This window comes from Lentzea miocenica, assembly GCF_033949945.1.
GTDB classification, from domain to species: Bacteria; Actinomycetota; Actinomycetes; order Mycobacteriales; family Pseudonocardiaceae; genus Lentzea; species Lentzea miocenica.
In genome coordinates this window covers 70,636-93,701 of the sequence record NZ_JAXAVW010000038.1, presented here as the reverse complement: position 1 = coordinate 93,701, position 23,066 = coordinate 70,636, and the positions used below count along the sequence as shown (strand labels likewise).

Here is a 23,066-nt window from a genome sequence, read left to right as displayed (position 1 = left end):
TCCTCCAGGGGTCTACGCCTGCCCTCGGAGTCTGGTGCCGCGCCAGGTCCACCGCCATGCACAACCTGTACCCGGATCGGCTGGTTGGCATTACGTTGTGTCCATGTACCCGACCGTCGCCGAAGTCGTCGCTCTTCCGGTGATCCGGCAGGGAAAGCCGCGTTTGGTGGCCGGGTCGGCCGGACTCTCCCGCCGGGTGCGGTGGGTGCATGTGGCGGAGATCGCAGACATCGCGCCGCTGCTGCGCGGCGGCGAGCTGGTGCTCACGACGGGCGTGATGCTGCCCGAGTCCGGCCTCGCCCGGTACATCGAGGAACTGGCCGCGGTGGGCTGCGCCGGGCTGGTCATCGAGCTCGGCCGACGGTGGCGTGACGACGTGCCTGCCGCGCTGGTCACCGCGGCGGAGCATCACGGGTTGCCGCTGCTCACGCTCGCCGAGGAGACGAAGTACGTGGCCGTGACGGAGGCGGTGGTGGCGTTGATCGTGGACGCCCAGCTGGCCGAGCTGCGGGCCGCGGAACAGGTGCACGAGACGTTCACCTCGCTGACCGTCGCCGGGGCCGAGCCCTCCGAGGTGCTGCGCGAGGTGGCCCGCACGTCCGGGCTGGCCGTGGTGCTGGAGACGCTGGGGCACGACGTGCTGGCCTACGACGCCGCCGGGCACGATCCGGTGACGCTGCTGGACGACTGGGCGGCGCGCTCGCGGGCGGTCACGGTGACCGAGCGGACCGCGTACCACGTCGGGTCCGGCTGGTTGATCACGATCGTCGGGGCGCGCGGGGCGGACTGGGGACGGCTGGTGATGGTGTCGCCGGAGCCGCCGCCGCACCGGCACGTGGTGGTCGCCGAGCGCGCTGCTTCTGCTCTGGCCGTGCACCGGCTGGTGGCGCGTGATCGTGAATCGCTGGAACGGCAGACGCACCGGACGTTGCTCGCACAGCTGTTGGGGCAGTCCGCCCAGTCGCCTGATCTTGGCGCACGAGCAGCTGCGTTGGGTGTGCCGCTGGAACGCCGGCAGCTCATCGGGGTGGCGATCCGGCCGGTGTCCGTGCTGCAGGGGCAAACGCTTGCCACCCAGGAAGTCCTGCGTGATCTTGCCGAGGCGACCGCGCTGGCCGGGCGGCGGGTGACGGTCGCGGCGCTGGTCGGCGTCGTGGACGACACGTCGGTGCGGGCGCTGCTGTCCGTGCCGATGACCGTTGGTGTGGAAGGTGTGTTGCGCAAGGTCGCGCGCGAGATCCACCGCACGGCGGCCTCTCCGGTGGTGATCGCCGTCGGCACCACCGTCACGTCCACAACGGACGTTCGCCGGTCGCTCGGCGAGGCCGCGCACGTGGCCGGTGCGGCGTTGCGGGCGCCGGGATCGCAGCTCTACCACCGGTTGGACGACGTGCGGTTGCGCGGGCTCCTGCACCTGCTGCGCGAGGACGAGCGGGTGCGGGCGTTCGCGGACCGCGAGCTGGGGCCGTTGCTGGCGCGGGACTCCGCGCAGGGCTCACGGCTGGTGGAGCTGTTGCGGTGCCTGTGCGAGAACGGCGGCAACAAGTCGGCGGCCGCGGGCGCCGCGCACCTGTCGCGGACCGCCTACTACCAGCAGCTGGCACGGATCGAGCAGGTCCTCGGGGTGTCGCTGGAAGACCCGGAGTCCGTGCTGTCGCTGTACGTCGCGCTGCTCGTGCACGAAATGGGCCCGTGAGGTTCCCACGGGCCCATTTTCGGCGTGCGAATCAGCCGTTGATCGTCGGCAGCGTGCCCGACAGCACGTTCGGGTTCGGCACGACACCGTTGGTCGGCAGGTCGGACAGGCTCGGGGCCTTGACGTCACCGACGTGCGCGTTGCCGGCCAGCGCCTCCGGGTTCGGCAGGGTCGGCAGGGTGCCGAGCTCCGGCGCGATGGGGTTCGGCGCGGTGCGCTCCTGCGCGCCCGGCACGGCCGGGACGGCGGGCAGCGGCAGGTCACTGACCACGGGGGCCTGGAAGTCGCCGAGGTGGACGGCGCCGACCGACTCGAGCGGGTTCGCGTGCTGCGTGGCGTCGGTGATCACGTTGCCCGCGCCGACCTCGGGCAGGCCACCGGGCAGCTGCGGCGCCTCCACGGCGTTGGCCGAGCCCGCGAGCAGCGGGGCAGCACCGGCGGCGAGAAGAGCGGCGGCGCGGAACAGTCCGGAACGAGACACAGTTTTCCTCAATCTGGTTTTGGGGACCGATCTTCGTATTCATCGGCTGGTTTGGTTCGCCGATTAATCCGCTCGATCGGGTGTTGAGGGACTTGAACCTCACGCAGCGAGAGGTCCTACGGTCGTGATGTGACCCGTTGGAGCATCGGTGACCTGGCCAAAGCGAGCGGACTGACGGTCCGCACGCTGCACCACTACGACGAGATCGGCCTTGTCGCCGCGTCCGAGCGCACGGCATCCGGTCACCGTCGGTACACACCGGACGACGTCCGGCGCCTCTATCAGGTGAGATCACTGCGCCAGCTCGGTCTTTCCCTGGAAGAGGTCCGATCGGCACTGTCCCGATCGGACTCGCTGCGGCCGCTCTTCCAGGCCCAGCTGGCCGCGTTGACCACGCAGGCCCGGCAGGTGGAGGCGCTGCGGTCGCGGCTCACCTCGCTGCTGGACGGGCACACCACCGAGTCCCTGCTGTCCACTTTGGAGATGATGTCCGTGTACGAGAGCTACTTCACCGCAGATCAGCTCACCGATCTGCGGTCCCGCGCCGCCGCGATGGGCCCGGAGGCGGTGGAGGCGTTGAAGACCTCCTGGCTGGAGCTGGTCAAGCAGCTGCGTCAGCACATGGCGGACGGGACGCCCGCGAACGACCCACGCGTCGTTGAGCTGTCACGGCAGTGGGACGCCCTCGGCGCCAAGTTCACCAACGACGATCCTGCGATCAAAGCCGCGGCGCAGCGTTCGTGGGCGGAGAACAAGACGTCGATCAGCACCCAGATCGGGTGGCCTGCCGACGACGGCCTGGTCGACTACGTCAATCAGGCACGCACCGCTCAGTGAGATGAAAAAATGTCGTCATGTCAGCTGATGACGACACACGCCGCCTGCAAGCCGCCAATCCGACCGGTTGGTTCGAAGATCTCTACGCGGAGGCCGACGCCGGCACGGCCTCCGTCCCCTGGGACCAGCCCCACCCGCAGCGACACCTCGTCGAGTGGGCCTCCGGCGTCGACGGCACCGGCCGCCGCGCGCTGGTCGTGGGCTGCGGGTACGGCCGCGACTCGGAGTTCCTGGCCTCGCTGGGTTTCGAGGTCGTCGCGTTCGACATCTCCCCCACCGCGATCGCGGCCGTTCAGGCGCGCTACCCGGACTCGAAGGTCTCCTACGTCGTCGCCGACCTGCTCGACCCGCCCGCCGAGTGGCACCACGCGTTCGACCTCGTCGTGGAGAACATGACCGTGCAGGCACTGCCCGTCGACCTGCACGCTCGAGCCACCGAACGCGTGGCCTGGCTGACCGGATCGACGCTGCTGGTGCTCGCCGTCGCCCGCGCGGAGGGCCCGGCTCCCGACGGCCCGCCGTGGCCGCTGACGCCCGCGGAGATCATGGCGTTCGAGACGGACGGGTTGCAGGCGCTCAAGGTGCACCGTGACGAGGCCCGCTGGACCGCGGAGTTCGTGCGCTAACTGGCCATGAACTGGCCACTTATGCCGGACTTCCGGCGCATAGCGTGAATCATGCTCGTTCGTCGGCTGATCGCCCGCCTGCTCGACTGGCTTCTGGTGCTGGTCGTGGCGTGGCCGTTGGTCCACGAACCCATGCTGGTGGTGCTCTGTGCAGCCGTGTACGACGCACTGCTGCTGCGCCTGAACACCCTCGGCAAAGCCCTCACAGGGCTACGGGTCGTGGGCCCCGCGTCCGGCCTGCGTCACCGACGAGCACTGGCCCGCACGCTCATCACGACCGCGCTCCCCGGCGCGGGCGCGGTGCTCGTGCTGACCGGCCTGGGCTGGCGGGAACCGGCGCTGATGACGAGCCTCGGCTGGCAACAGCCGTGGGTCGTCATCGGCGAGCACGTCTCGGTGGCGTCAGCGGGGTGGCTCGCGTCGTTGCTACTAGTGAGCGGCCTCGTGATGCTCGTCCTTTCCGCCGTGGAGTCCTTGGACCTGCGCGGGACACGAACTTGGCACGACCGCAAAGCAGGCACGGCCGTGATCCGCGTTCCAATGGCAAAATCCCGTTTGTGAACAACGAGATCCACGACAATCGCGGCAACGCGGTCCAGGCGGGTCACGTCGGTTCCATCCACCTCAGCGCACCCGAGCCACCTCCGACCGCGCTGAACGGCCTGCGGGACGCGACCGAGTCGTTCACCGGCCGGGAAGCGGAACTCGCCGAACTGTCCGGTGCCACCGGCCTGACCGTCGTGTCGGGCCTGGACGGCGTCGGCAAGACAGAACTGGTGCTGCGCCTCGCCGCGAGCCGGGAGTTCCCCGGCGGCAAGCTCTTCGTCGATCTCCAGGACTACGACGACAAACGCCGTGTCACACCCGCACAGGCGTTGGAGGAGTTCCTGTCCGCGCTGGGCGTGCGGCAGATCCCGCCGACCGAAGCGGCGCGCGCGGCGTTGTTCCGCACCATCACCGCTTCTCGTGAGCCGATGCTGGTCGTCATCGACAACGCTCGGTCCGTGCAGCACGTACGGCCGTTGCTGCCCAACAAGCACCGCACGATCGTCACCAGCAGGCACCGGCTCACCGCCCTCGACGACGCCCACCACCTCGAACTGGGTCTGCTGTCCGCCGGCGAGGCCACTTCGCTGGTAGGTGATGCAGAGCTGGCCGAGCTGTGCGGACGGCTGCCGCTGGCGTTGCGGATCATGGCGGCACTGCGGCGCACCGACCCCGGCCACGACTGGGCGGCCGAGCTGCGCGAGGTGAAGCTGGACCTGCTGGACGACGGCGACGAGCGATCGGTGCGCGCCGCGTTCGAGCTCTCCTACCGGGCCCTCACCGAGGAGCAGCGCCGGTTGTTCCGGATCTCGATCAGCTGGTCAAACGCGATTCCCGATGAACCGCAACGCTTCCGGCAGCACCCGGCGCCAGTAGCCGCCATCGTGGAACGGATCCTCCTGCCCGCACCAGATGCCGACAGGTGACGTGGTCGCGGACGCGTGCCGCAGCGGTTCGTGCCGCGCCCAGACCTCCTCGGAGGCGAACCCCTTGATCCGCCCATCGACACGCCCAGAGCAGCCTCGAACGGCACCGGCGGCGTGAGGTTCACCCAGTAGTCCTCGCCGCCTGGGCCCGTCCAGCCGAGGAGACGGCGGCCGCGCGGGGTCAGCGCGCCGTACGTTCCCGCTGCCCCGGCACGCCCGCGCCGCCGAGCAAAACGGCTCGCCGCGAGATCCCCGTGCAGCTGAGCGAAACACAATGTGCGCGGATCATGACAAGCGTGGACACTCTGACACTGCCAGACCCGCGAGCCCGGACCCAGGATTCTCCGATGGAACCGACCGCGTTCGCGTTGTTTCAGCAGCGTAACAGGGGGTTGAACGATGGCAGTTGAGTCCTCACCGCCCCAGGTCACACCTGACGGCCGCGTCGAACTGAGCGACGTGGGTCCCATTGAAGACAGCCGGTTCTACAACCCCGAGCTCGCGCCCGTGCCCATCGAGCAGCGGACGTGGACGACGTACAACTTCTTCGCGCTGTGGATGGGCATGGCGCACAACATCCCCAGTTACACGCTCGCCGCGAGCCTGATCGCGCTGGGCATGGACTGGATCCAGGCGTTCCTCACGATCACCCTGGGCAACCTGATCGTGCTGGTCCCCATGCTGCTCAACAGCCACGCCGGCACGAAGTACGGGATTCCGTTCCCGGTGTTCGCCCGCGCTTTCTACGGCATCCGGGGCGCCAACCTCGTCGCGTTGCTCAGGGCGTTCATCGCGTGCGCCTGGTTCGGCATCCAGACGTGGGTCGGCGGCAAGGCGCTGCACGTGATCATCGGCCGGCTGGCGGGTGACGGGTGGACGAAGGCGTCCGTGGTCGGCGGGCAGCCGTGGACGTTGTGGTTGTGCTTCTTCGGGTTCTGGGTCGTGCAGATGCTGGTGATCTGGCGCGGTATGGAGGCGATCCGGCGGTTCGAGAACTGGACGGCGCCGCTGGTGAGCGTCGGGTTCCTCATCCTGCTGGGCTACGTGCTGGTCAAGGCGGGCGGGTTCGGACCGATCCTGCACCAGGGCAGCACGCTCGGCTGGGGTCCGGACTTCTGGAAGGTCTTCTTCCCCTCGCTGATGGGCATGATCGCGTTCTGGTCCACGCTGAGCCTCAACATGCCGGACTTCACGCGGTTCGGCGGCTCGCAGAAGAAACAGGTGACCGGGCAGATCCTCGGTCTGCCGACCACCATGTCGTTCATCGCGATCGTGGCGATCCTGACGACGTCCGGCGCGCAGGCGCTGTACGGCGAGGCGATCTGGGACCCGGCGGATCTGGCGTCCAGGTTCGACAACACGCTGCTCGTCCTCATCGCGCTGATGTCGCTGGTGCTGGCCACCATCTCGGCGAACCTCGCGGCGAACGTCGTCAGCCCCTCCTACGACTTCTCGAACGCGTTCCCCAAGCGCATCACGTTCGCGATCGGCGGCCTGATCACCGGTGTGGTCGGCATCCTGATCCAGCCGTGGCGGCTGATCTCCGACCCGAGCATCTACATCTTCGCGTGGCTCGGGTTCTACGGCGGTCTGCTGGCGAGCGTGGCCGGTGTGTTCGTGGCCGGGTACTGGGTGATCAAGAAGACCGAGCTCGAGCTCGCCGACCTCTACCTCGACGGGCGGGGCGCGTACTGGTTCAACGGCGGCTGGAACTGGCGTGCCGTCGTGGCGACGCTCGTGGGCTCCGTGCTCGCGGTCGGTGGCGCCTACGGTGGACCGTTCCCGGCTGATGGCTTGATTCCGTTCCTCAAGCCGCTCTACGACTACAACTGGGTGATCGGTTTCGCGGCCGGTTTCCTCGTTTTCTTTGCTCTCAGGGGCAACACGGAGAACACCGCAAAGGAGAAGACCAGGTGAGCAACATCATCCGAGCGGCGCTCGTCCAGCAGAAGTGGACGGGCGACAAGGAGTCGATGATCGCGAACGCGGTCGAGCACATCCGCAACGCCGCTTCCCAAGGCGCGCAGGTGTTGTGTCTCCAGGAGCTCTTCTACGGCCCGTACTTCTGCCAGGTGCAGGACGCGGACTTCTACTCCTACACCGAGTCGATCCCCGACGGCCCCACGACGGAGCTGATGAAGGAGGTCGCGGCGCAGAACAACATCGTGCTGATCGTGCCGATGTACGAGGTGGAACAGCCGGGCGTCTACTACAACACCGCGGCCGTGATCGACGCGGACGGCACCTACCTCGGCAAGTACCGCAAGAACCACATCCCACAGGTCAAGGGGTTCTGGGAGAAGTTCTACTTCAAGCCCGGCAACCTCGGTTACCCCACGTTCGACACGGCGGTCGGCCGGATCGGCGTCTACATCTGCTACGAACGCCACTTCCCCGAGGGCTGGCGTGCCCTGGGCCTGGCCGGCGCGAAGATCGTGTTCAACCCCTCGGCCACCAGCAGGTCGCTGAGCGAGTACCTGTGGAAGCTGGAACAGCCCGCCGCGGCCGTCGCGAACGAGTACTTCGTCGGCGCGATCAACCGCGTTGGCGTGGAGCCGTTGGGCGACAACGAGTTCTACGGGCAGACGTACTTCGTGTCGCCGCGCGGGCAGCTCGTCGGAGAAGCCGCGTCCGACACCGAGGAAGAGCTCGTGGTGCGCGACCTCGACCTGGACCTGCTGACCGAGGTCCGCGACACGTGGGCGTTCTACCGCGACCGCCGTCCCGACACCTACGAGGGCCTGGTGACGCCGTGAGTGTTCTGATCCGCAACGGCCTGGTCGTCAACGCGACCGGCTCGCACGCGGCCGACGTGCTGATCGACGGCGAGCACATCGCCGCGCTGGTCACGCCGGGGTTCGAGGTGCAGGCCGACGAGGTCATCGACGCCGCGGGGAAGTACGTGATCCCGGGCGGCATCGACGTGCACACGCACATGGAGATGCCGTTCGGCGGCACCCAGTCCGCGGACACCTTCGAGACCGGCACGACCGCGGCGGCGTGGGGCGGCACCACCACGATCGTCGACTTCGCCGTGCAGCCCAAGGGCAGCAGCCTGCTGTCCACTCTGGACAAGTGGCACACCAAGGCCGACGGCAACTGCGCCGTCGACTACGGCTTCCACATGATCATCTCCGATGTGAACGACCAGTCGCTCAAGGAGATGGAGTCCTGCATCGCGCAGGGCGTGAACAGCTTCAAGATGTTCATGGCCTACCCCGGCGTCTTCTACGCCACGGACGGCGAGATCCTGCGCGCCATGCAGAAGGCGCGCGAGACCGGCGCCACGATCATGATGCACGCGGAGAACGGCATCGCGATCGACCAGCTCGTCGCGCAGGCGCTGGCGAACGGCCTGGGCGACCCGGTGCAGCACGGCCTGACCCGGCCGCCGGAGCTGGAGGGCGAGGCCACCTCGCGGGCCATCCAGCTGGCGAAGGTGACCGGTTCCCCGTTGTACATCGTGCACCTGTCGGCCGCCCAGGCGCTGGACGCGGTGACAGCGGCACGGGACACGGGCCAGAACGTGTTCGCCGAGACGTGCCCGCAGTACCTGTACCTGTCGCTGGAGGATCTGGCCAGGCCGGGCTTCGAGGGCGCGAAGTACGTCGCCTCGCCTCCGTTGCGCCCCAAGGAACACCAGTCGTCGCTGTGGCGCGGCCTGCGGACCAACGACCTGTCCGTCGTGAGCACCGACCACTGCCCGTTCTGCTTCAAGGACCAGAAGCAGCTGGGCGTCGGCGACTTCTCCAAGATCCCCAACGGCATGCCCGGCGTCGAGCACCGCGTCGACCTGCTGCACCAAGGAGTCGCGAAGGGCGAGATCACCCGCGAGCGCTGGGTCGAGATCGTGTCCACGACCCCGGCGCGGATGTTCGGCATGTACCCCCGCAAGGGCGTGATCGCACCGGGCGCCGACGCGGACGTCGTGATCTACGACCCCTCCGCGACCCAGACGATCTCCGCCGAGACCCACCACATGGCCGTGGACTACTCGGCCTACGAGGGCTTCGAGGTCGCCGGCAAGGTCGACACCGTGTTCTCGCGTGGCCGCAAGGTGATCGCCGACGGCGCCTACCACGGCTCGACGGGGCACGGCCAGTTCGTGTCCCGCGACCTCAACCAGTACCTCGTCTGAGGAAGGGCGTCATCCGTGGACTTCGGCATCGTGCTGCAGACCGACCCGCCGGCGCGGGACGTGGTGGAAGGCCTCCGTGCCGCCGAGGACTGCGGCTTCCGCTACGGCTGGACGTTCGACTCCTGCGTGCTGTGGCAGGAACCGTTCGTCATCTACTCGCAGGTGCTGGCCGCGACCAAGGACCTGGTCATCGGCCCCATGGTCACCAATCCGTCCACTCGGGACTGGTCGGTGACGGCATCGCTGTTCGCGACGCTGAACGACATGTTCGGCAACCGCACGGTCTGCGGCATCGGCCGGGGTGACTCGGCCCGCCGCGTGATCGGCCAGAAGCCCGCCTCGCTCGCGACCCTGGGCGACGCGATGCACGTGATCAAGGAGCTCGCCGAGGGACGCGAGGTCGAGCACCACGGCACACCGGTGCAGATTCCGTGGGTGCGCAACGGAAAGCTCGAGATCTGGATGGCCGCGTACGGTCCCAGGGCGCTGAAGATGGTCGGCGAGCAGGCCGACGGCTTCATCCTGCAGACCGCAGACCCGGACATCGCGCGCTGGACGATCGGCTCGGTCCGCGAGGCCGCGGTCGCCGCCGGGCGCGATCCGTCGGCCATCACGACGTGCGTGGCGGCACCGGCCTACGTCGGGACTGATCTCCCCCATCAGCGGGATCAGTTGCGCTGGTTCGGCGGGATGGTCGGCAACCACGTCGCGGACCTCGTGGCGCGGTACGGGGATTCGGGCGCCGTGCCCAAGGCCCTGACCGACTACATCAAGGACCGCGAGGGCTACGACTACTCCCACCACGGCAAGGCGGGCAACCGGTCGACCGACTTCGTGCCGGACTCGATCGTCGACCGCTTCTGCCTGGTCGGGCCGGAGTCGGCGCACGTCGAACGGTTGCAGGAGCTCAAGGAGATCGGCGTCGACAACTTCGCGTTGTACCTGATGCACGACGAGAAGGACAAGACCCGCGACGCCTACGGCTCGTCGGTGATCCCCGCCGTCTAGCACCCCGAAAACTGTCAGACCCTCCCCGTAACGTGCTCCGCATGACCGATTCACTGGCAGTGGTGCACTGCGAGGGGTGGGATCCCGTCGAGCGGAAGATCGTGGGTCTGCTCCCGGTCGCGGTCGCGCGGCAGCGTGACCGCGCCGGGGAGCAGTACGCGTTCTGCTTGGTGGAAATCGAATCCAGACGTGTCGTCAGAGTCGGCGAGATCGCCTGGGCCGCGGGCTTCGCGCGCCTGTGGTTCGTCGACGCGGAGGGCAGACGCGAGCAGGTGGTCGAGTACCGCGTGCTCGACGGCCGGTTGTTCCGTCTGAACAGTCACGTGTGGACGTACGCCTCCCCAGAGCAGCCCGAGTTCGACGACAGCGCGGCGCACTCGTCGAAGTCGCACCAGCCGAGCGGCTGGACGGAGTTCGTCTCGGAACCGCAGGGCAAGCGCGGCGGCGCCTTCTACCACCAGTCCGCGGTCGACGTCGCCGAACTGTTCAGCGAGGTGCCGCGGTTACCCGACTGGGCGACGTTCGCCGAGGTGCCGCCCGGCATCGCCCTGGTGCTGGAGGACCCTGCCGAGGAGTCCGCCGAACCGCCGTGGCGTCCTTCCACACCCCTGGCGGCCGACGGCGCCGAAGCCGCGTTCGTCCCCGGCCGTCGCTGGAGGGTGTCGGACCGCGAGGTGGTGACCGAAGTGGCGCACGCGGGCACGGTGCGGATGCCGAGCGGCCAGGTCATCGCGGCCGAGCCCTCGTTCCTGAACGAGGACCTCAAGCCGTTCACCGTCTCCGTTCCGCCCGGCGACTACCGCGTCGAACTGGGCCTGATCCGGTTCGAGGACGACCCCGCGCACGTCCGCGTCACAGCGGCCAAGCTCGTCGTGTCCGCCGAGCCCGTCGCGACGTGGGAACCGGCACTGGAGGCCGGCCTGGACCCGCGCTTGCTCGGCCACGACGAGTACTACGGCTTCGGTGTCGACGCCGGCACGGGCTGCTTCCTCGACGCCGCCGCCCGCGAGGCGTTCGAGCGCGTCCTCGACTGGGAGAACGACGAGGCCGCCCTGCTCGACGACATCACGGGAGCCCACGCGGTCGAGGTGCCCGACCCCGGATCGGGAGCCACTCTGGTCGCCTACGCCTCGGGCTGGGGCGACGGCTCGTACCCGACCTGGATCGGCCGCACGGCGAGCGGCGAGGTCGCCTGCTTCGTCTCGGACATGCTGATCCTGCGCCACTGCGAGCCCGTCGCCGAGGAGATGATGAGCTGAGCTGACTGCTCCGTCCGGGGTACCTTCGCGTTGCTCTCGCCGGAAATCGCGGGCGGCGAACCGATAATGCTTCGATGCCGCACGACCACGTGTCCAACCGCACCGAGGCCGTTTCGGGGCAGGTCGTGCAGGCCGGTGTCGTCAAGGGCGACGTCCACCTGCACCAGCACTCCGCGCCACGTCCCGCGGCCCAGCTGCCGTTGAGGGTCGGGCTGGTGCCGCAACGGGCGGCGTCGTTCCAGGAGCGCGCCACCAGCGAGCAGCTGACGGCCGCGCTGGACAGCGGCCACACCGCGATCCTGACGTCGGACGGCGCCCAGGCCACCGTGCTGTCCGGGCTGGGCGGGGTCGGCAAGACCCAGCTGGCCGCGGACCACGCCGAACGCACCTGGGCAGCCGGAGAGGTCCAGCTGCTGGTCTGGGTGACCGCGGGCTCGCGGGAAGCCGTCATGTCCAGCTACGCCGACGTGGCCACGAGGCTCACCGGGCAGGAGCAGGACGCGCGAGGCTTCCTGGAGTGGTTGGCGGGCACCGACGTCCGCTGGCTCGTGGTGCTGGACGACCTGCAGTCCCCCGCCGATCTCTCCGGACTGTGGCCGCCCACAACGGACACCGGCAGGGTCGTGGTGACGACCCGGCGCCGGGACGCGGCACTGCGCGGACATCGGCGACGCCTCGTCGAGGTCGGTGTCTTCAGCGAGGCTGAGGCCGTCGCCTACCTGCACACGGTCCTGACCGACGAGCCCCGCCTCCTCGACGGGGCCGTCGAGCTGGTGCGGGATCTGGGCTGTCTGCCGCTCGCGCTGGCGCAGGCGGGCGCGTACCTGCTCGACAACCAGCTCTCGTGCGCCCACTACCGCGTGCTCTTCGCCGGGCGCCGGCTCACGAAGGTGCTGCCCCACGACGACTGCTTGCCCGACGAGCACCGGACCACGGTGGCCGCGACCTGGTCGTTGTCGGTGGAACAGGCCAACGGCATGGCGCCGGAGGGACTCGCGCGCCCGCTGCTCGACATCGCGAGTGTGCTGAGCCCCAACGGAATCCCGATCGGTGTCTTCACCACACCGGCGATGCTGCGGTTTCTCGGCGATGCCGCTCAGCGGGAGATCGACGAGCACGACGCTCGCGACGGGCTCGCGTGCCTGCATCGGCTGAGTCTGATCGACCTGGACACCGGCTCGGAGTTCCGGGAGGTCAGGGTGCACGCGCTGGTTCAGCGCGCCACCCGTGAAGCGGGGGCGGAGGAGCTCCCCGCACAGGTGGTGCGCGCTGCCGCTGACGCACTGGTGCAGGTGTGGCCGGAGATCGAACGGGACCCGGTGCTGGGGCAGGTCCTGCGCGCGAACACCGAGGCGCTCGCCGAAACCGGTATCGAGCACCTGTGGCGGCCGACCACACATCTGGTGCTGTTCCGCGCCGGGCAGAGCCTGGGAGACAGCGGGCTCCCGGCAGCCGCCAAGGCGTACTTCGACCAGCTGCGGGAATCCGCCGCCCGGTTTCGCGGACAACACGACACCACCATGGTGGCGCTCCTCGGCAACGCCGCCTTCTGGCAGGGCTTCGCCGGCGACCCCACCGGCGCGGCGAGCACCTTCGAAGAGCTTCTCGCCGACCAGCTTCGCCTGCGCGGCGAGGACGACAGCAACACGCTGTCGATCCGCTTGAACATCGCCTTCTGGCGTGCGGACGCCGGCGACACCGCAAACCTGATTCCGGTGCTCGAGCAGTTGCTCGCAGATCAACTGCGGGTGCTCGGGCCTGACCACTCCGGCACGCGCTCCACTCGTCAGAAGCTCGCCCAGGCGCGGAGCGAAACAGGCGACTTCGCCGGTGCCCTCGCGGAGCTGGAGCACCTGCTCGCCGACGAGCTGAGGGTGCACGGACCTGATCATGGCGACACGCTGATCACCCGCCAAAGCCTCGCCTGGGCACAGGCGAGAACCGGTGACGTCACCGGTTCCATCGCCGCGTTGAAGCAGCTGATCGCGGACGATCTGCGAGTGCTCGGCCCCGACCACCCCCACACGGTGAGCGCCCGGTACAGCCTGGCGTGCCGCCACGCCGAAACCGGTGATCCGGCCGCGATGGCCGAGATGGAACAGGTGCTGGCCGACCGGATGCGGATTCACGGGCCCGATGACCCGCGGACGCGGAACACCCGATCGTGGCTGGACTGGCTGAAGAAGCAGTCGGGCTGACGTCAGCGGACCGTACGGGTCTGGCCGTCCCATTCGGAGGTCAGCGCGGGCAGCAGTTCGGCCAGCTGCACCGGGTACACGGTGTCATCTGTGGACTCCAGCTCCTCGGCGGTCCACCAGCGGTAAGCCGAGATGCTGTGTTCCTCGACGTCGTTGAACCCCGAGGTGTCGACGGCCGGCTCACCGTCGACGGAGGCGTGGAAGAACCACTCCTCCGCGTCGAAGGTCTGGCCGTCGAAGCTGAAAACCGCGCGGCGGCGCCAGATCGGGCCGACCAACTGCTCCGGCGCGAGCTTCACGCCGGTCTCCTCGAACGCCTCGCGCACGGCCGTGTCGCGCAACTCTTCGCCGTCCTCGACCCCGCCGCCGACGGTGAACCAGAAGAGTTCCTGGGGGCGTGCGGGGTCGAAGCCCTGGAACAGCAACACGCGGCCCGCGGTGTCGGTCAGGACGATCCTGGCCGACGGGCGGGGGGTGAGCATCACGGCGGCGGACGGGGCGGCGGGCTCGGCGATCTCGAAGTACGACGGCTGCGGCGCGGTGCCGGCGAGGCGCAGCCAGCGGACCATGCGGCGGCGTCGCTGCAACAACGTGTCGCGCACGGCGTCGTTGTGCACGCGGCGGGCGAGCATGACGCGTTCCTCGGCGTCGGACAGTTCCGCGGCCAGTGCCGGGGGCAGGGTCGAACGGTCCACCACGCCCAGCAGGCCGGAGAGTTCGTTCTCGGCGAGCTCGCGTTCGGCACGGGTCGCGGATTCGGCTTTGGACGCCGCCGCGGACAGTTCGGGGTCGAGCAGGGCGCGGGTCACGACGGCGCGGCGGGCCAGCGCGGCGTCCAGGGCGGCCCAGGCGGCGTCGGTGCGGACGTGCAGGCGGTCCAGGCGGTTCGCGATGGACAGGATCCAGGCGGCCAGCAGGAGCGCGACCAGCACGATGATCAGCGCGGTGGTCACGCCTCGCTCACCCGGCGCGGGTCGGCGGCGATGGCGGTCTCGTAGACGCGCAGCACCTGGCTCGCGACGACGGACCAGTCGAAGGCTTGCACGCGCTGGGAAGCGATGTCGACGTACTCGGCGCGCAGAGCGGAGTCGCGCAGCACGGAGCGGAGTGAGTCGGCGAGGGCCTTGGCGTCGCCGACCGGGAACAACGCGCCCGCCTTGCCGTCGTCCAGCACGCGGCGGAACGCGTCGAGGTCGCTCGCCACCACGGCGGTGCCGGCGGACATGGCCTCGGTGAGGATGATGCCGAACGACTCGCCGCCGGTGTTCGGGGCGACGTAGACGTCGACGCTGCGCAGCATCCTGGCCTTCTCGACGTCGTCGACCTGGCCGAGCAGGTCCACGCGATCGGCGAACGGCCCGTCGAACGCCGTCTCACCGCGGCCCACGACCAGCAGGCGCAGGTCCGGGAACTCCTCCGCGATCAGCCCGAACGCCTCCCACAGCAACGGCATGCCCTTGCGCGGCTCGTCGTAGCGGCCGACGAACCCGATGGTGCCGCCCGGTCGCGGGTAGCCGTCCAAAGTGGACGCCGAGGCGAAGAAGTCGACGTCGACGCCGTTCGGGATCTCCACCGCGTCCCCGCCGAGGTGCTCGACCTGGACGCGCCGGGCCAGCGCCGACACGGCGATGCGGGCGGTGACCTTCTCCAGGAACGGCTGCAGCACGCCCTGGAAGGCCGACAGCATCTTGGACCGCGGCGTCGAGGTGTGGAAGGTGGCGACGATCGGGCCGTCGGCGACCACCAGCGCCAGGAACGACAGCGACGGCGCCGTGGGCTCGTGCAGGTGCAGGACGTCGAACTCGTGGTCGTCGATCCAGCGGCGGACCCGCGCGTACGAGACGGGGCCGAAGCTCAGCCGCGCCACCGATCCGTTGTACGGGATGCCGACCGCGCGGCCGGCGGAGGTGACGAAGTCCGGCAGTTTCTGGTCGTCGTCGGCGGGAGCGAGGACGTTCACCGAGTGCCCGAGACCGATGAGTGCGCGCGCGAGGTCGACGACGTGGGCCTGCACGCCCCCCGGCACGTCCAAGGAGTACGGGCAGACGATACCGATCTTCACCTGGCCACGACCTTCACCCGACCACGACCTTCACCGCGAGAGCCTCCTGGCGAGCGCGGCACGCCGGCTCTCCGGCAGGTCGGCGAGCCAGAGCTGCTGCAGCATGTGCCAGTCCGCCGGGTGGGCGGCGATGTCGGCGGCGAACACGTCCGCGACGGCCTGGGTGGCGGCCTGCACCGTGCTGACCTTGATCGGCGGGTGGATGCGGAAGTGCCAGCCGTCCTCGGTGAACCAGCAGCCGACCGGGAGCAGCGCGGCTCCCGTCGTGGCGGCCAGGTGTGCGGGACCGGCGGGCATCAGCGTCTGTTCGCCGAAGAACGTCACGGGCACGCCGGACGACGTCAGGTCGCGGTCGGCGAGCAGGCACACGACCTTGTTGGCCCGCAGGCGTTCGGCGAGCACCGTCGCGGGTGGACGCTCGCCGCCGTTGAGCGGCAGCACCTCGAACCCGAGGGTCTCGCGGAACTCCACGAACTTGCGGTACAGCGACTCGGGCTTCAACCGCTCGGCGACGGTCGTGAACGTGCCGGAGTGCCCGACCAGCCAGACACCCGCCATGTCCCAGTTGCCGCTGTGTGGAAGGGCGACGACCGCGCCCGTGCCTTCTTGCAGCGCCGCGTCGAGGTTCTCGACGCCGGACACCTGCGAATCGCACTTCTCGTAGGCGGCGCGAAGGTCCATCGACGGCAGCCGGAACGCCTCGCACCAATAACGCGCGTACGACCGCAGCGAATCGCGCACGAGTTCGTCGAGCTCTTCCTCGCCCGCCTGCGGCACGACTCGGCGCAGGTTCGTGCGCAACTGCTCGACGCTCGCGCCCTTGCGCTTCGCCGCGTAGTCGGCACCGGCCTGGAACAGCGCACGGGCCCACGACTGCGGCAGCAGCCGGATCAGCCGCCACCCGGCCGTGTATCCGAGGGTCGCGAGGTTCACGCGGCCTCCCGCGCCGACTTCGCCACGGCGAAGATCCGCTGCAGCACCGTCGCCACGGTCATGACCGCGAGCAGCCACAACGAGATGTCCATCAGGTACGGCACGCCCAGCCCCTGCACGCCGGCCCCGACCAGGGCGACGATGAACCGCTCCGCCCGCTCGGCCAGACCACCGTCCGCGCTCAGCCCGGACGCCTCGGCGCGCGCCTTCACGTACGAGATGACCTGTGAGGCGACCAGGCAGATGAACCCGGCGGCGGCGGTCCAGCGGTTGCCGGTGTCGAACGCGTACCAGGTGAGCGCGGCGAACAGCGCCCCGTCCGCGATGCGGTCGCAGGTGGCGTCGAGCACGGCACCGAACCTCGTGGGCCCCTGCGCGCGGGCCATGGCCCCGTCGATCAGGTCGAGCAGCACGAAGAACGTCACCAGCGCGCAGCCGAGGAACAGCTGCCCGCGGGGGATGAACCACAGCGCGCTGGCGACGGCACCGATCGTGCCGACCACCGTGACGGTGTTGGGCGTGAGGCCACGCGCCAGCAGCCACGCCCCGATCGGATCGGTGACGCGCGAGACGGACGCGCGGGCAAAGATGTTCAGCATGGCGTGTCGCAGCCTAGCTGGACTGCTGAAACGCGCTGCTCGCGGGTGAGGGGCGAGCTCCGTGCCTTGCGGAAGAAGGCCGGGTGAGAAACAGGCGCGGCGACGTGTCCGCCGAACCGCGCGAGCCCCCTGAGACATCCCCCAAAGCCGAGAAGCTGGCCGGCGAGCACTGTCCGGTGATTGACAGCACCCGCGAGCGAACCCTCTCTAACCGAGCCGGCGGTGGTCCTCGGCGATGCGTTTCAGCAACGCCTGCAACTCCTCTCCCCTCACCGCCAGCCTCTCCAGCCGACCGAACAACGCGAGGTACTCCCGCACGTCGAGCGGATCGGTGATGGTGGCGTTGCCGGTCAGCACGCTGACCGTGACAACGCGCTCGTCGTAGATGTGGAAACCGTGCAGGGCGACGACGTTCGCGTCGGCCGACCACGGCACAACGCCGAGGCGCACGTTCGGGCGGCGCTGAATCGCGGCCAGGTGTTCCACCTGTTCCGCCATCAGGTCCGCCGAACCCATTCGCCAGCGCAGCGCGCTCTCCGAGAGCAAGAACACGAACTGCTTGGCCAAGTCGTCCATCCGGGATCGCCGGATGCGCAGGGCGGCCACCGCGGCCTCCTGCTCCGACTGCGGCATCGTCCCCAGCACCACCCGCAGGTAGGACTCGGACTGCAACAACGCGGGAACCAGGTTGACCTGGAAGAACCTCGACGTCGCCGCCCGCGCCTCCACGCGGCTGATCGTCTGCTGGTGGCGGTGCGCCCCTCGGTGCAGCACGACGCGGCGGGTTTCCGCCTCCGCGTGCAGCGACCTGGCGAGTTCGACCAGTTCGATGCGCGTCTCTCTCGTCGCGGAGAGTTCCGCTACGAGACGCTCCACGTCGGTGACGGACGGGAGCAGCATGCCGTTCTCGATCTTCGACAGCTTGGACTGGCTCATCCCGGTGGCACGGGCGGTGGCCGTGCCGGTCATCTTCGCCTCGGTGCGCAACCGGCGTAACTCACGCGAAAGCCGTTCTCTCGCTAATCGCGAACGCTCAGGTGCGGTCATGTTCGCACCGTAACCATCTGCACACGTTGAGACGATCGGCCATCGGCGGGGACTTGACTCGCAGTTGACACCTCCAGGTGGGTGATCTCACGCACCTGGAATCGTTTTGTGCTCGCGTTACGTCTCGATCGGTTGACCAGAAACACCCGAAAGTTGTAACCCTGCCATTCCCTGTGACGTGGAAACTGGCCGGATTGTCCTACCCGGACAACCAGGCGTGGCTTTTGTCACTCTTTTGTCCAGGAATTGGTACGGATTTCAATCACACCACTGGCTAAACGCTGCGTTTAGTCAAACAGACTTACGTCCGCGCAATACCGCACGCACACCGAACCCGATGGCGCCGAAGATGAGCAAGAAGCCGATGAGCCCGAGTCCCGGCGCGTCGTCGGCATCGGCGTACATGATCGCGCCGACGCCCAGCGCCACCACGAGGACACAGCAGACCAGAGGAAGCAGCAGTCGAGGCATAGATCGACTATCACTTGCCATCTATCGAAAGTCAACAGATAGCGAGCGTCAGTCGATCAACGCGGATCGGCTCAGCTGACGGCCTTCCAGCCGTCGGCCAGCAGCTGACGGGTCTCCCCCAGCAGCTGCGGCAGCACTTTGGTGTGCCCGATGACCGGCATGAAGTTCGCGTCCCCGCCCCACCGCGGCACGACGTGCTGGTGCAGGTGCGCGGCAATCCCGGCGCCCGCCACGACACCCTGGTTCATGCCGACGTTGAACCCGTGCGGCGCCGCCACGTGCCGCGCCACCCGCATCGCCTTCTGCGTGAACGCGGCGAACTCCGCGGTCTCCGAGAGAGTCAGGTCCGTGTAGTCCGGCACGTGCCGATACGGCAGCACCATCAGATGACCGGGGTTGTACGGGTAGAGGTTCAAAACAGCGAAGACCTCGGCGCCGCGAGCGATGATCAGCCCGTCCGAGTCGTCCAACTCGACAACACGGCAGAACGGGCAGCCGGAAGGTTCGTCGCCGTCCGCCTTGCCCTCGCCCTTTACATAGGACATGCGGTGCGGAGTCCACAAACGCTGCAAAGCGTCGTGGACCCCGACACCGTCCTGTTCCGAGAACTCGGACGTCACGAGAGCAGTTCCGCCGTGGGCGAGGAGTTCTCGCGACGACCGACCCACTCGACGATCTGCTCCACGGCCCGTTCCACCGGCACGCCGTTGATCTGCGTGCCGTCGCGGAACCGGAACGACACCGCGTTCGCCTCCACGTCCTTGGCGCCGGCCAGGAGCATGAACGGCACCTTCTGCATGGTGTGGGTGCGGATCTTCTTCTGCATGCGGTCGTCGGACGCGTCGATCTCGACCCGGATGCCCGCCTTCTTCAGCACCTCGCGCACCGCGAACAGGTGATCCGCGTTCTCCGAGGTCACCGGGATGCCGACGACCTGCACCGGGGCGAGCCACGCCGGGAACGCGCCCGCGTAGTGCTCGGTCAGCACGCCGAAGAACCGCTCGATCGAGCCGAACAGCGCACGGTGGATCATGATCGGCTGCTGGCGCGAGCCGTCCGGCGCGGTGTACTCGAGCTCGAACCGCTTGGGCTGGTTGAAGTCCAGCTGGATGGTCGACATCTGCCACGAGCGGCCGATGGCGTCCTTCGCCTGCACGGAGATCTTCGGCCCGTAGTACGCGGCGCCACCGGGGTCCGGGACCAGCTCCAGGCCGGAGTCGACCGCGGCCTGGCGCAGCGTCTCGGTCGCCTCCTCCCACTCCGCCGGGTCGCCGATGAACTTCGGCGAGTCGTCGCGGGTGGAGAGCTCCAGGTAGAAGTCGCTCAGGCCGTAGTCGGCGAGCAGGTCCAGCACGAACTTGAGCAGCGACCGCAGCTCACCCGGCATCTGCTCCTTGGTGCAGTAGATGTGCGAGTCGTCCATGGTCAGGCCGCGCACGCGGGTGAGGCCGTGCACGACGCCGGACTTCTCGTACCGGTAGACCGTGCCGAACTCGAACAGCCGCAACGGCAGCTCGCGGTACGAACGCCCGCGCGACCTGAAGATCAGGTTGTGCATCGGGCAGTTCATGGCCTTGAGGTAGTAGTCCTCGCCCTCGAACTCGATGGGCGGGAACATCGTGTCCGCGTAGTACGGCAGGTGGCCGGAGGTGTGGAACAGCCCGCTCTTGCTGATGTGCGGGGTGTTCACGAACTCGTAGCCGGACTCCTCGTGCCGGACGCGCGCGTAGGTCTCCAGCTCACGCCGGATGATGCCGCCCTTGGGGTGGAACACGGCCAGGCCGGAGCCCAGCTCGTCCGGGAAGCTGAAGAGGTCCAGCTCGACGCCCAGCTTGCGGTGGTCGCGACGCTCGGCCTCGGCGATGCGCTCCAGGTACGCGTCGAGGGCCTCCTGCGACTCCCACGCGGTGCCGTAGATGCGCTGCAGCTGCGGGTTGTTCTCGTTGCCGCGCCAGTACGCCGCCGCGACGCGGGTCAGCTTGAACGCCGGGATGTGCTTGGTGGTCGGCACGTGCGGGCCGCGGCACAGGTCGCCCCACACCTGCTCACCGGTGCGCGGGTCGAGGTTGTCGTAGATCGTCAGCTCGCCGCCGCCGACCTCCATGATCTCGCTGGTGTCCACGTCGCTCTTGATGTCGACGAGCTCCAGCTTGAACGGCTCGGAGGCCAGCTCGGACTTCGCGGAGTCGATCGACTCGACGACCCGGCGGGAGAACCGCTGCGAGGACTTGATGATCTGCTTCATGCGCTTCTCCAGCGCCTGCAGGTCCTCTGGCGTGAACGGCTTCTCGACCTGGAAGTCGTAGTAGAAACCGTCCTTCACCGGCGGGCCGATGCCGAGCTTGGCCTCGGGGAACTGCTGCTGCACCGCCTGCGCCAGCACGTGCGCGGCGGAGTGGCGGATGACGCTGCGGCCGTCCTCGGTGTCGGCCGCGATTGCCTCGACCTCGACCTCGACCCGCGGGATCCACGACAGGTCGCGCAGGTGGCCCTCGGCGTCCTTCACGACCACGATCGCGTCGGAGCCCTTGCCGGGGAGACCGGCCTCGCGCACGGCCGTGCCCGCCGTAGTCCCCGCCGGAACCACCACGCGGGGCGGGTTCTGGGCGACTGCTGGGCTCGACTCGGACACGGTGACTCCTAGCTGGAAGTTTGTGATTGCGGATCAGATGTTATCGGTGCTCAAGATGGACATGACGATGGCGTCGTAGAACTCCCCGTCCCAGAGCAGGGCGTCCCTCAACCGGCCCTCCTCGCGGAAGCCGAGCTTCTCGTACACGTGGATCGCCCGGTCGTTGAACTCGTACACCTCCAGGTCGACCCGGTGCAGGTTCCGCTCGCCGAACGCGTGGTCCAGGACGTGCCGGATCGCGATGGTGCCGTAGCCCCTGCCGAACCCGTCCCACAACGCGATCCGCAGGCCCGCCGACCGGTTGTGCTCGTTGATGGTCAGCACGACCTCGCCGAGGAACCGGCCGTCCTCGGTGATGGCACGGGTGTAGCGGTTCGGGTCGTTGAGCGTCCGCTCGATGTAGGCCTCGTAGTCCGCCAGCGTGAAGGTCCCGTGCGTGCCCGTGAACCGGTTGACCTCGTCGTTCTTCGGGCCACCTGCGAGCATCTGCGGGGCGAACTCCGGTCGGAGGGGTACGAGTTCCATGCCTCCATCGAACCGCGCGGGAGCAAGCGGTTTCCGCTCGCGGCACATACGTAGACGCTTCTGAGTGGTTTTTCGGATGCGTCTCGATGGGCCGGGCGAGCACTCTGGGTGCCGTGACCGCTGAATGGAGCACCGACATGCACGACCAGGTCGTTGAATGCCCGGTTCACCTCACTGAGTCCAACCGGGGCGAGTTGCGCCTGCTGTACGTCGACCTGCGTGACCACTACGCACGGCGCGACGCCCGCGACGGCACCCGCACGACGCTGCACTTCGTGTGGTCCGGTGTTCTCGATCCTGAGCTTTTCGGTGCGACCTACGCCGACCAGCGGCACGTCTTCGTCGGCTCCCGGCCCGTGATCAACTCCGCGCGAGGCGCTGACCTGCCGGAATCGCTGCGCCACGGCGTCTGCACGGCCTGATCCACCGGCTTCAGGAAACGAACAGGCGGCTGTCAGGCTCAGCTCAGCCGAACGGCGCATCGTTGAGGACATGAGCGAGCAGGGACAGACGCCTCCACCGCGGGAGCCGTCACAGGATCGGGCACAGAACGAACCGCGGGCGGGCCAGCCCGCACCGGACCAGGCCACCACCCCGCTGCCGGCCGACGCCGCGGCCACGCCCGGCCAGCAGCCCGCCCCGGAGCAACCGGCGGCGACGGCGGCAGAACCACCACCCGCGGCACCGGCGGCCGAGACGCCGGCGGCGCCGATCCCGCCCGCCCCGGTCCCCGTCGGCCGCGGCCGCGCGAGGCGTTTCGCGGGGCACCGCGCCACCCAGCTGGTGGCCGTGGGACTCCTCGGTCTCGTCCTCGGCGGCGGCATCGTGGGAGCGATCGCGGCCAACCGCGGCGACCACCGCGGCGGCGGCCCCGGCCACGTCCGGATGTACGAGCGCGGCGACCGCGGTCCTGACCGCGGTGGCGACAGGTTCGAGCAGCGCGGCCCGTTCGGTGAGGGCCGCGGCGGCGACCGCTTCGAGCGGTAACCCCGACCGAGCGCGCGACTCACGTTTCTGCCCGAGTCCCCGACGACGTGAGTCGCGCGCTCCCCAAGAACAGGAACGCGCGCCACCGCTGGATT

Annotated in this window: 23 protein-coding genes; 13 read left to right on the top strand and 10 right to left on the bottom strand. The window is 68.9% G+C overall.

The window, feature by feature from the left end; translation table 11 throughout:
• Positions 1-103 precede the first annotated feature (103 nt).
• Positions 104-1,696, top strand: a complete 1,593-nt coding sequence (locus tag SK803_RS36955) for a PucR family transcriptional regulator (protein WP_319970838.1) — start codon at positions 104-106, stop codon at positions 1,694-1,696.
• 31 nt (positions 1,697-1,727) lie between these two features.
• On the opposite strand, the gene SK803_RS36950 is transcribed toward SK803_RS36955, so the two are convergent.
• Complete coding sequence (locus SK803_RS36950; protein ID WP_319970837.1) at positions 1,728-2,177, bottom strand: hypothetical protein; 450 nt, start codon at positions 2,175-2,177, stop codon at positions 1,728-1,730.
• Between the two features lie 129 nt (positions 2,178-2,306).
• Between SK803_RS36950 and SK803_RS36945 the strand changes: the two genes are divergently transcribed.
• The 10 genes from SK803_RS36945 to SK803_RS36900 all read left to right on the top strand — a co-directional run bounded on the left by SK803_RS36945 (position 2,307) and on the right by SK803_RS36900 (position 13,715).
• Positions 2,307-3,014: a MerR family transcriptional regulator gene (locus SK803_RS36945; RefSeq protein ID WP_319970836.1), complete on the top strand. Its 708-nt coding sequence runs from the start codon at positions 2,307-2,309 to the stop codon at positions 3,012-3,014.
• Positions 3,015-3,031: 17 nt separating this feature from the next.
• The gene (locus tag SK803_RS36940; protein WP_319970835.1) at positions 3,032-3,640 is read left to right on the top strand and encodes a class I SAM-dependent methyltransferase; all 609 of its coding nucleotides are present in this window, start codon (positions 3,032-3,034) and stop codon (positions 3,638-3,640) included.
• Positions 3,641-3,691: 51 nt separating this feature from the next.
• A complete protein-coding gene (locus tag SK803_RS36935) occupies positions 3,692-4,201 on the top strand; it encodes a hypothetical protein (RefSeq protein ID WP_319970834.1) in 510 nt (169 codons plus the stop codon).
• Positions 4,198-5,112, top strand: coding sequence for a hypothetical protein (locus SK803_RS36930; protein ID WP_319970833.1), 915 nt, complete (start codon positions 4,198-4,200; stop codon positions 5,110-5,112). The genes SK803_RS36935 and SK803_RS36930 overlap by 4 nt, the downstream gene beginning before the upstream one ends.
• A gap of 399 nt (positions 5,113-5,511) precedes the next feature.
• Positions 5,512-7,029: an NCS1 family nucleobase:cation symporter-1 gene (locus SK803_RS36925; protein ID WP_319970832.1), complete on the top strand. Its 1,518-nt coding sequence runs from the start codon at positions 5,512-5,514 to the stop codon at positions 7,027-7,029.
• Positions 7,026-7,868 carry a nitrilase-related carbon-nitrogen hydrolase gene (locus SK803_RS36920; RefSeq protein WP_319970831.1) on the top strand — a complete coding sequence of 281 codons (843 nt, stop codon included), beginning with the start codon at positions 7,026-7,028 and terminating at the stop codon, positions 7,866-7,868. The genes SK803_RS36925 and SK803_RS36920 overlap by 4 nt, the downstream gene beginning before the upstream one ends.
• Positions 7,865-9,250, top strand: coding sequence for a dihydropyrimidinase (hydA, locus tag SK803_RS36915; RefSeq protein WP_319970830.1), 1,386 nt, complete (start codon positions 7,865-7,867; stop codon positions 9,248-9,250). Before SK803_RS36920 ends, hydA begins: the two co-directional genes overlap by 4 nt.
• 15 nt (positions 9,251-9,265) lie before the next feature.
• Positions 9,266-10,258 carry a TIGR03842 family LLM class F420-dependent oxidoreductase gene (locus SK803_RS36910; RefSeq protein ID WP_319970829.1) on the top strand — a complete coding sequence of 331 codons (993 nt, stop codon included), beginning with the start codon at positions 9,266-9,268 and terminating at the stop codon, positions 10,256-10,258.
• Between the two features lie 41 nt (positions 10,259-10,299).
• Positions 10,300-11,517, top strand: coding sequence for a DUF4241 domain-containing protein (locus SK803_RS36905; RefSeq protein ID WP_319970828.1), 1,218 nt, complete (start codon positions 10,300-10,302; stop codon positions 11,515-11,517).
• 74 nt (positions 11,518-11,591) lie between these two features.
• Complete coding sequence (locus tag SK803_RS36900; protein WP_319970827.1) at positions 11,592-13,715, top strand: tetratricopeptide repeat protein; 2,124 nt, start codon at positions 11,592-11,594, stop codon at positions 13,713-13,715.
• 2 nt (positions 13,716-13,717) lie between these two features.
• Here SK803_RS36900 and SK803_RS36895 read toward each other — a convergent pair whose 3' ends face one another.
• From SK803_RS36895 to SK803_RS36855, 9 genes are all read right to left on the bottom strand, one after another.
• The gene (locus SK803_RS36895; RefSeq protein WP_319970826.1) at positions 13,718-14,668 is read right to left on the bottom strand and encodes an NUDIX hydrolase; all 951 of its coding nucleotides are present in this window, start codon (positions 14,666-14,668) and stop codon (positions 13,718-13,720) included.
• Positions 14,665-15,777 (bottom strand): glycosyltransferase family 4 protein, encoded by a 1,113-nt coding sequence (locus tag SK803_RS36890; RefSeq protein ID WP_319970825.1) that lies wholly within the window; start codon positions 15,775-15,777, stop codon positions 14,665-14,667. Before SK803_RS36890 ends, SK803_RS36895 begins: the two co-directional genes overlap by 4 nt.
• A 30-nt stretch (positions 15,778-15,807) precedes the next feature.
• The gene (locus tag SK803_RS36885) at positions 15,808-16,710 is read right to left on the bottom strand and encodes a phosphatidylinositol mannoside acyltransferase (protein ID WP_319970824.1); all 903 of its coding nucleotides are present in this window, start codon (positions 16,708-16,710) and stop codon (positions 15,808-15,810) included.
• Positions 16,707-17,309 (bottom strand): phosphatidylinositol phosphate synthase, encoded by a 603-nt coding sequence (pgsA, locus tag SK803_RS36880; RefSeq protein WP_319970823.1) that lies wholly within the window; start codon positions 17,307-17,309, stop codon positions 16,707-16,709. Before pgsA ends, SK803_RS36885 begins: the two co-directional genes overlap by 4 nt.
• Before the next feature lie 207 nt (positions 17,310-17,516).
• Positions 17,517-18,356 (bottom strand): helix-turn-helix domain-containing protein, encoded by an 840-nt coding sequence (locus SK803_RS36875; RefSeq protein ID WP_319970822.1) that lies wholly within the window; start codon positions 18,354-18,356, stop codon positions 17,517-17,519.
• Positions 18,357-18,647: 291 nt separating this feature from the next.
• Positions 18,648-18,827 carry a hypothetical protein gene (locus SK803_RS36870; RefSeq protein ID WP_319970821.1) on the bottom strand — a complete coding sequence of 60 codons (180 nt, stop codon included), beginning with the start codon at positions 18,825-18,827 and terminating at the stop codon, positions 18,648-18,650.
• Positions 18,828-18,898: 71 nt separating this feature from the next.
• Positions 18,899-19,447, bottom strand: a complete 549-nt coding sequence (locus SK803_RS36865; protein ID WP_319970820.1) for an HIT family protein — start codon at positions 19,445-19,447, stop codon at positions 18,899-18,901.
• Positions 19,444-21,459: a threonine--tRNA ligase gene (thrS, locus tag SK803_RS36860; RefSeq protein ID WP_319970819.1), complete on the bottom strand. Its 2,016-nt coding sequence runs from the start codon at positions 21,457-21,459 to the stop codon at positions 19,444-19,446. The genes SK803_RS36865 and thrS overlap by 4 nt, the downstream gene beginning before the upstream one ends.
• 33 nt (positions 21,460-21,492) lie before the next feature.
• Positions 21,493-21,984, bottom strand: coding sequence for a GNAT family N-acetyltransferase (locus SK803_RS36855; protein WP_319970818.1), 492 nt, complete (start codon positions 21,982-21,984; stop codon positions 21,493-21,495).
• 113 nt (positions 21,985-22,097) lie between these two features.
• Between SK803_RS36855 and SK803_RS36850 the strand changes: the two genes are divergently transcribed.
• Complete coding sequence (locus tag SK803_RS36850) at positions 22,098-22,406, top strand: hypothetical protein (protein WP_319970817.1); 309 nt, start codon at positions 22,098-22,100, stop codon at positions 22,404-22,406.
• Positions 22,407-22,476: 70 nt separating this feature from the next.
• Positions 22,477-22,971: a hypothetical protein gene (locus SK803_RS36845; RefSeq protein WP_319970816.1), complete on the top strand. Its 495-nt coding sequence runs from the start codon at positions 22,477-22,479 to the stop codon at positions 22,969-22,971.
• Positions 22,972-23,066 lie beyond the last annotated feature (95 nt).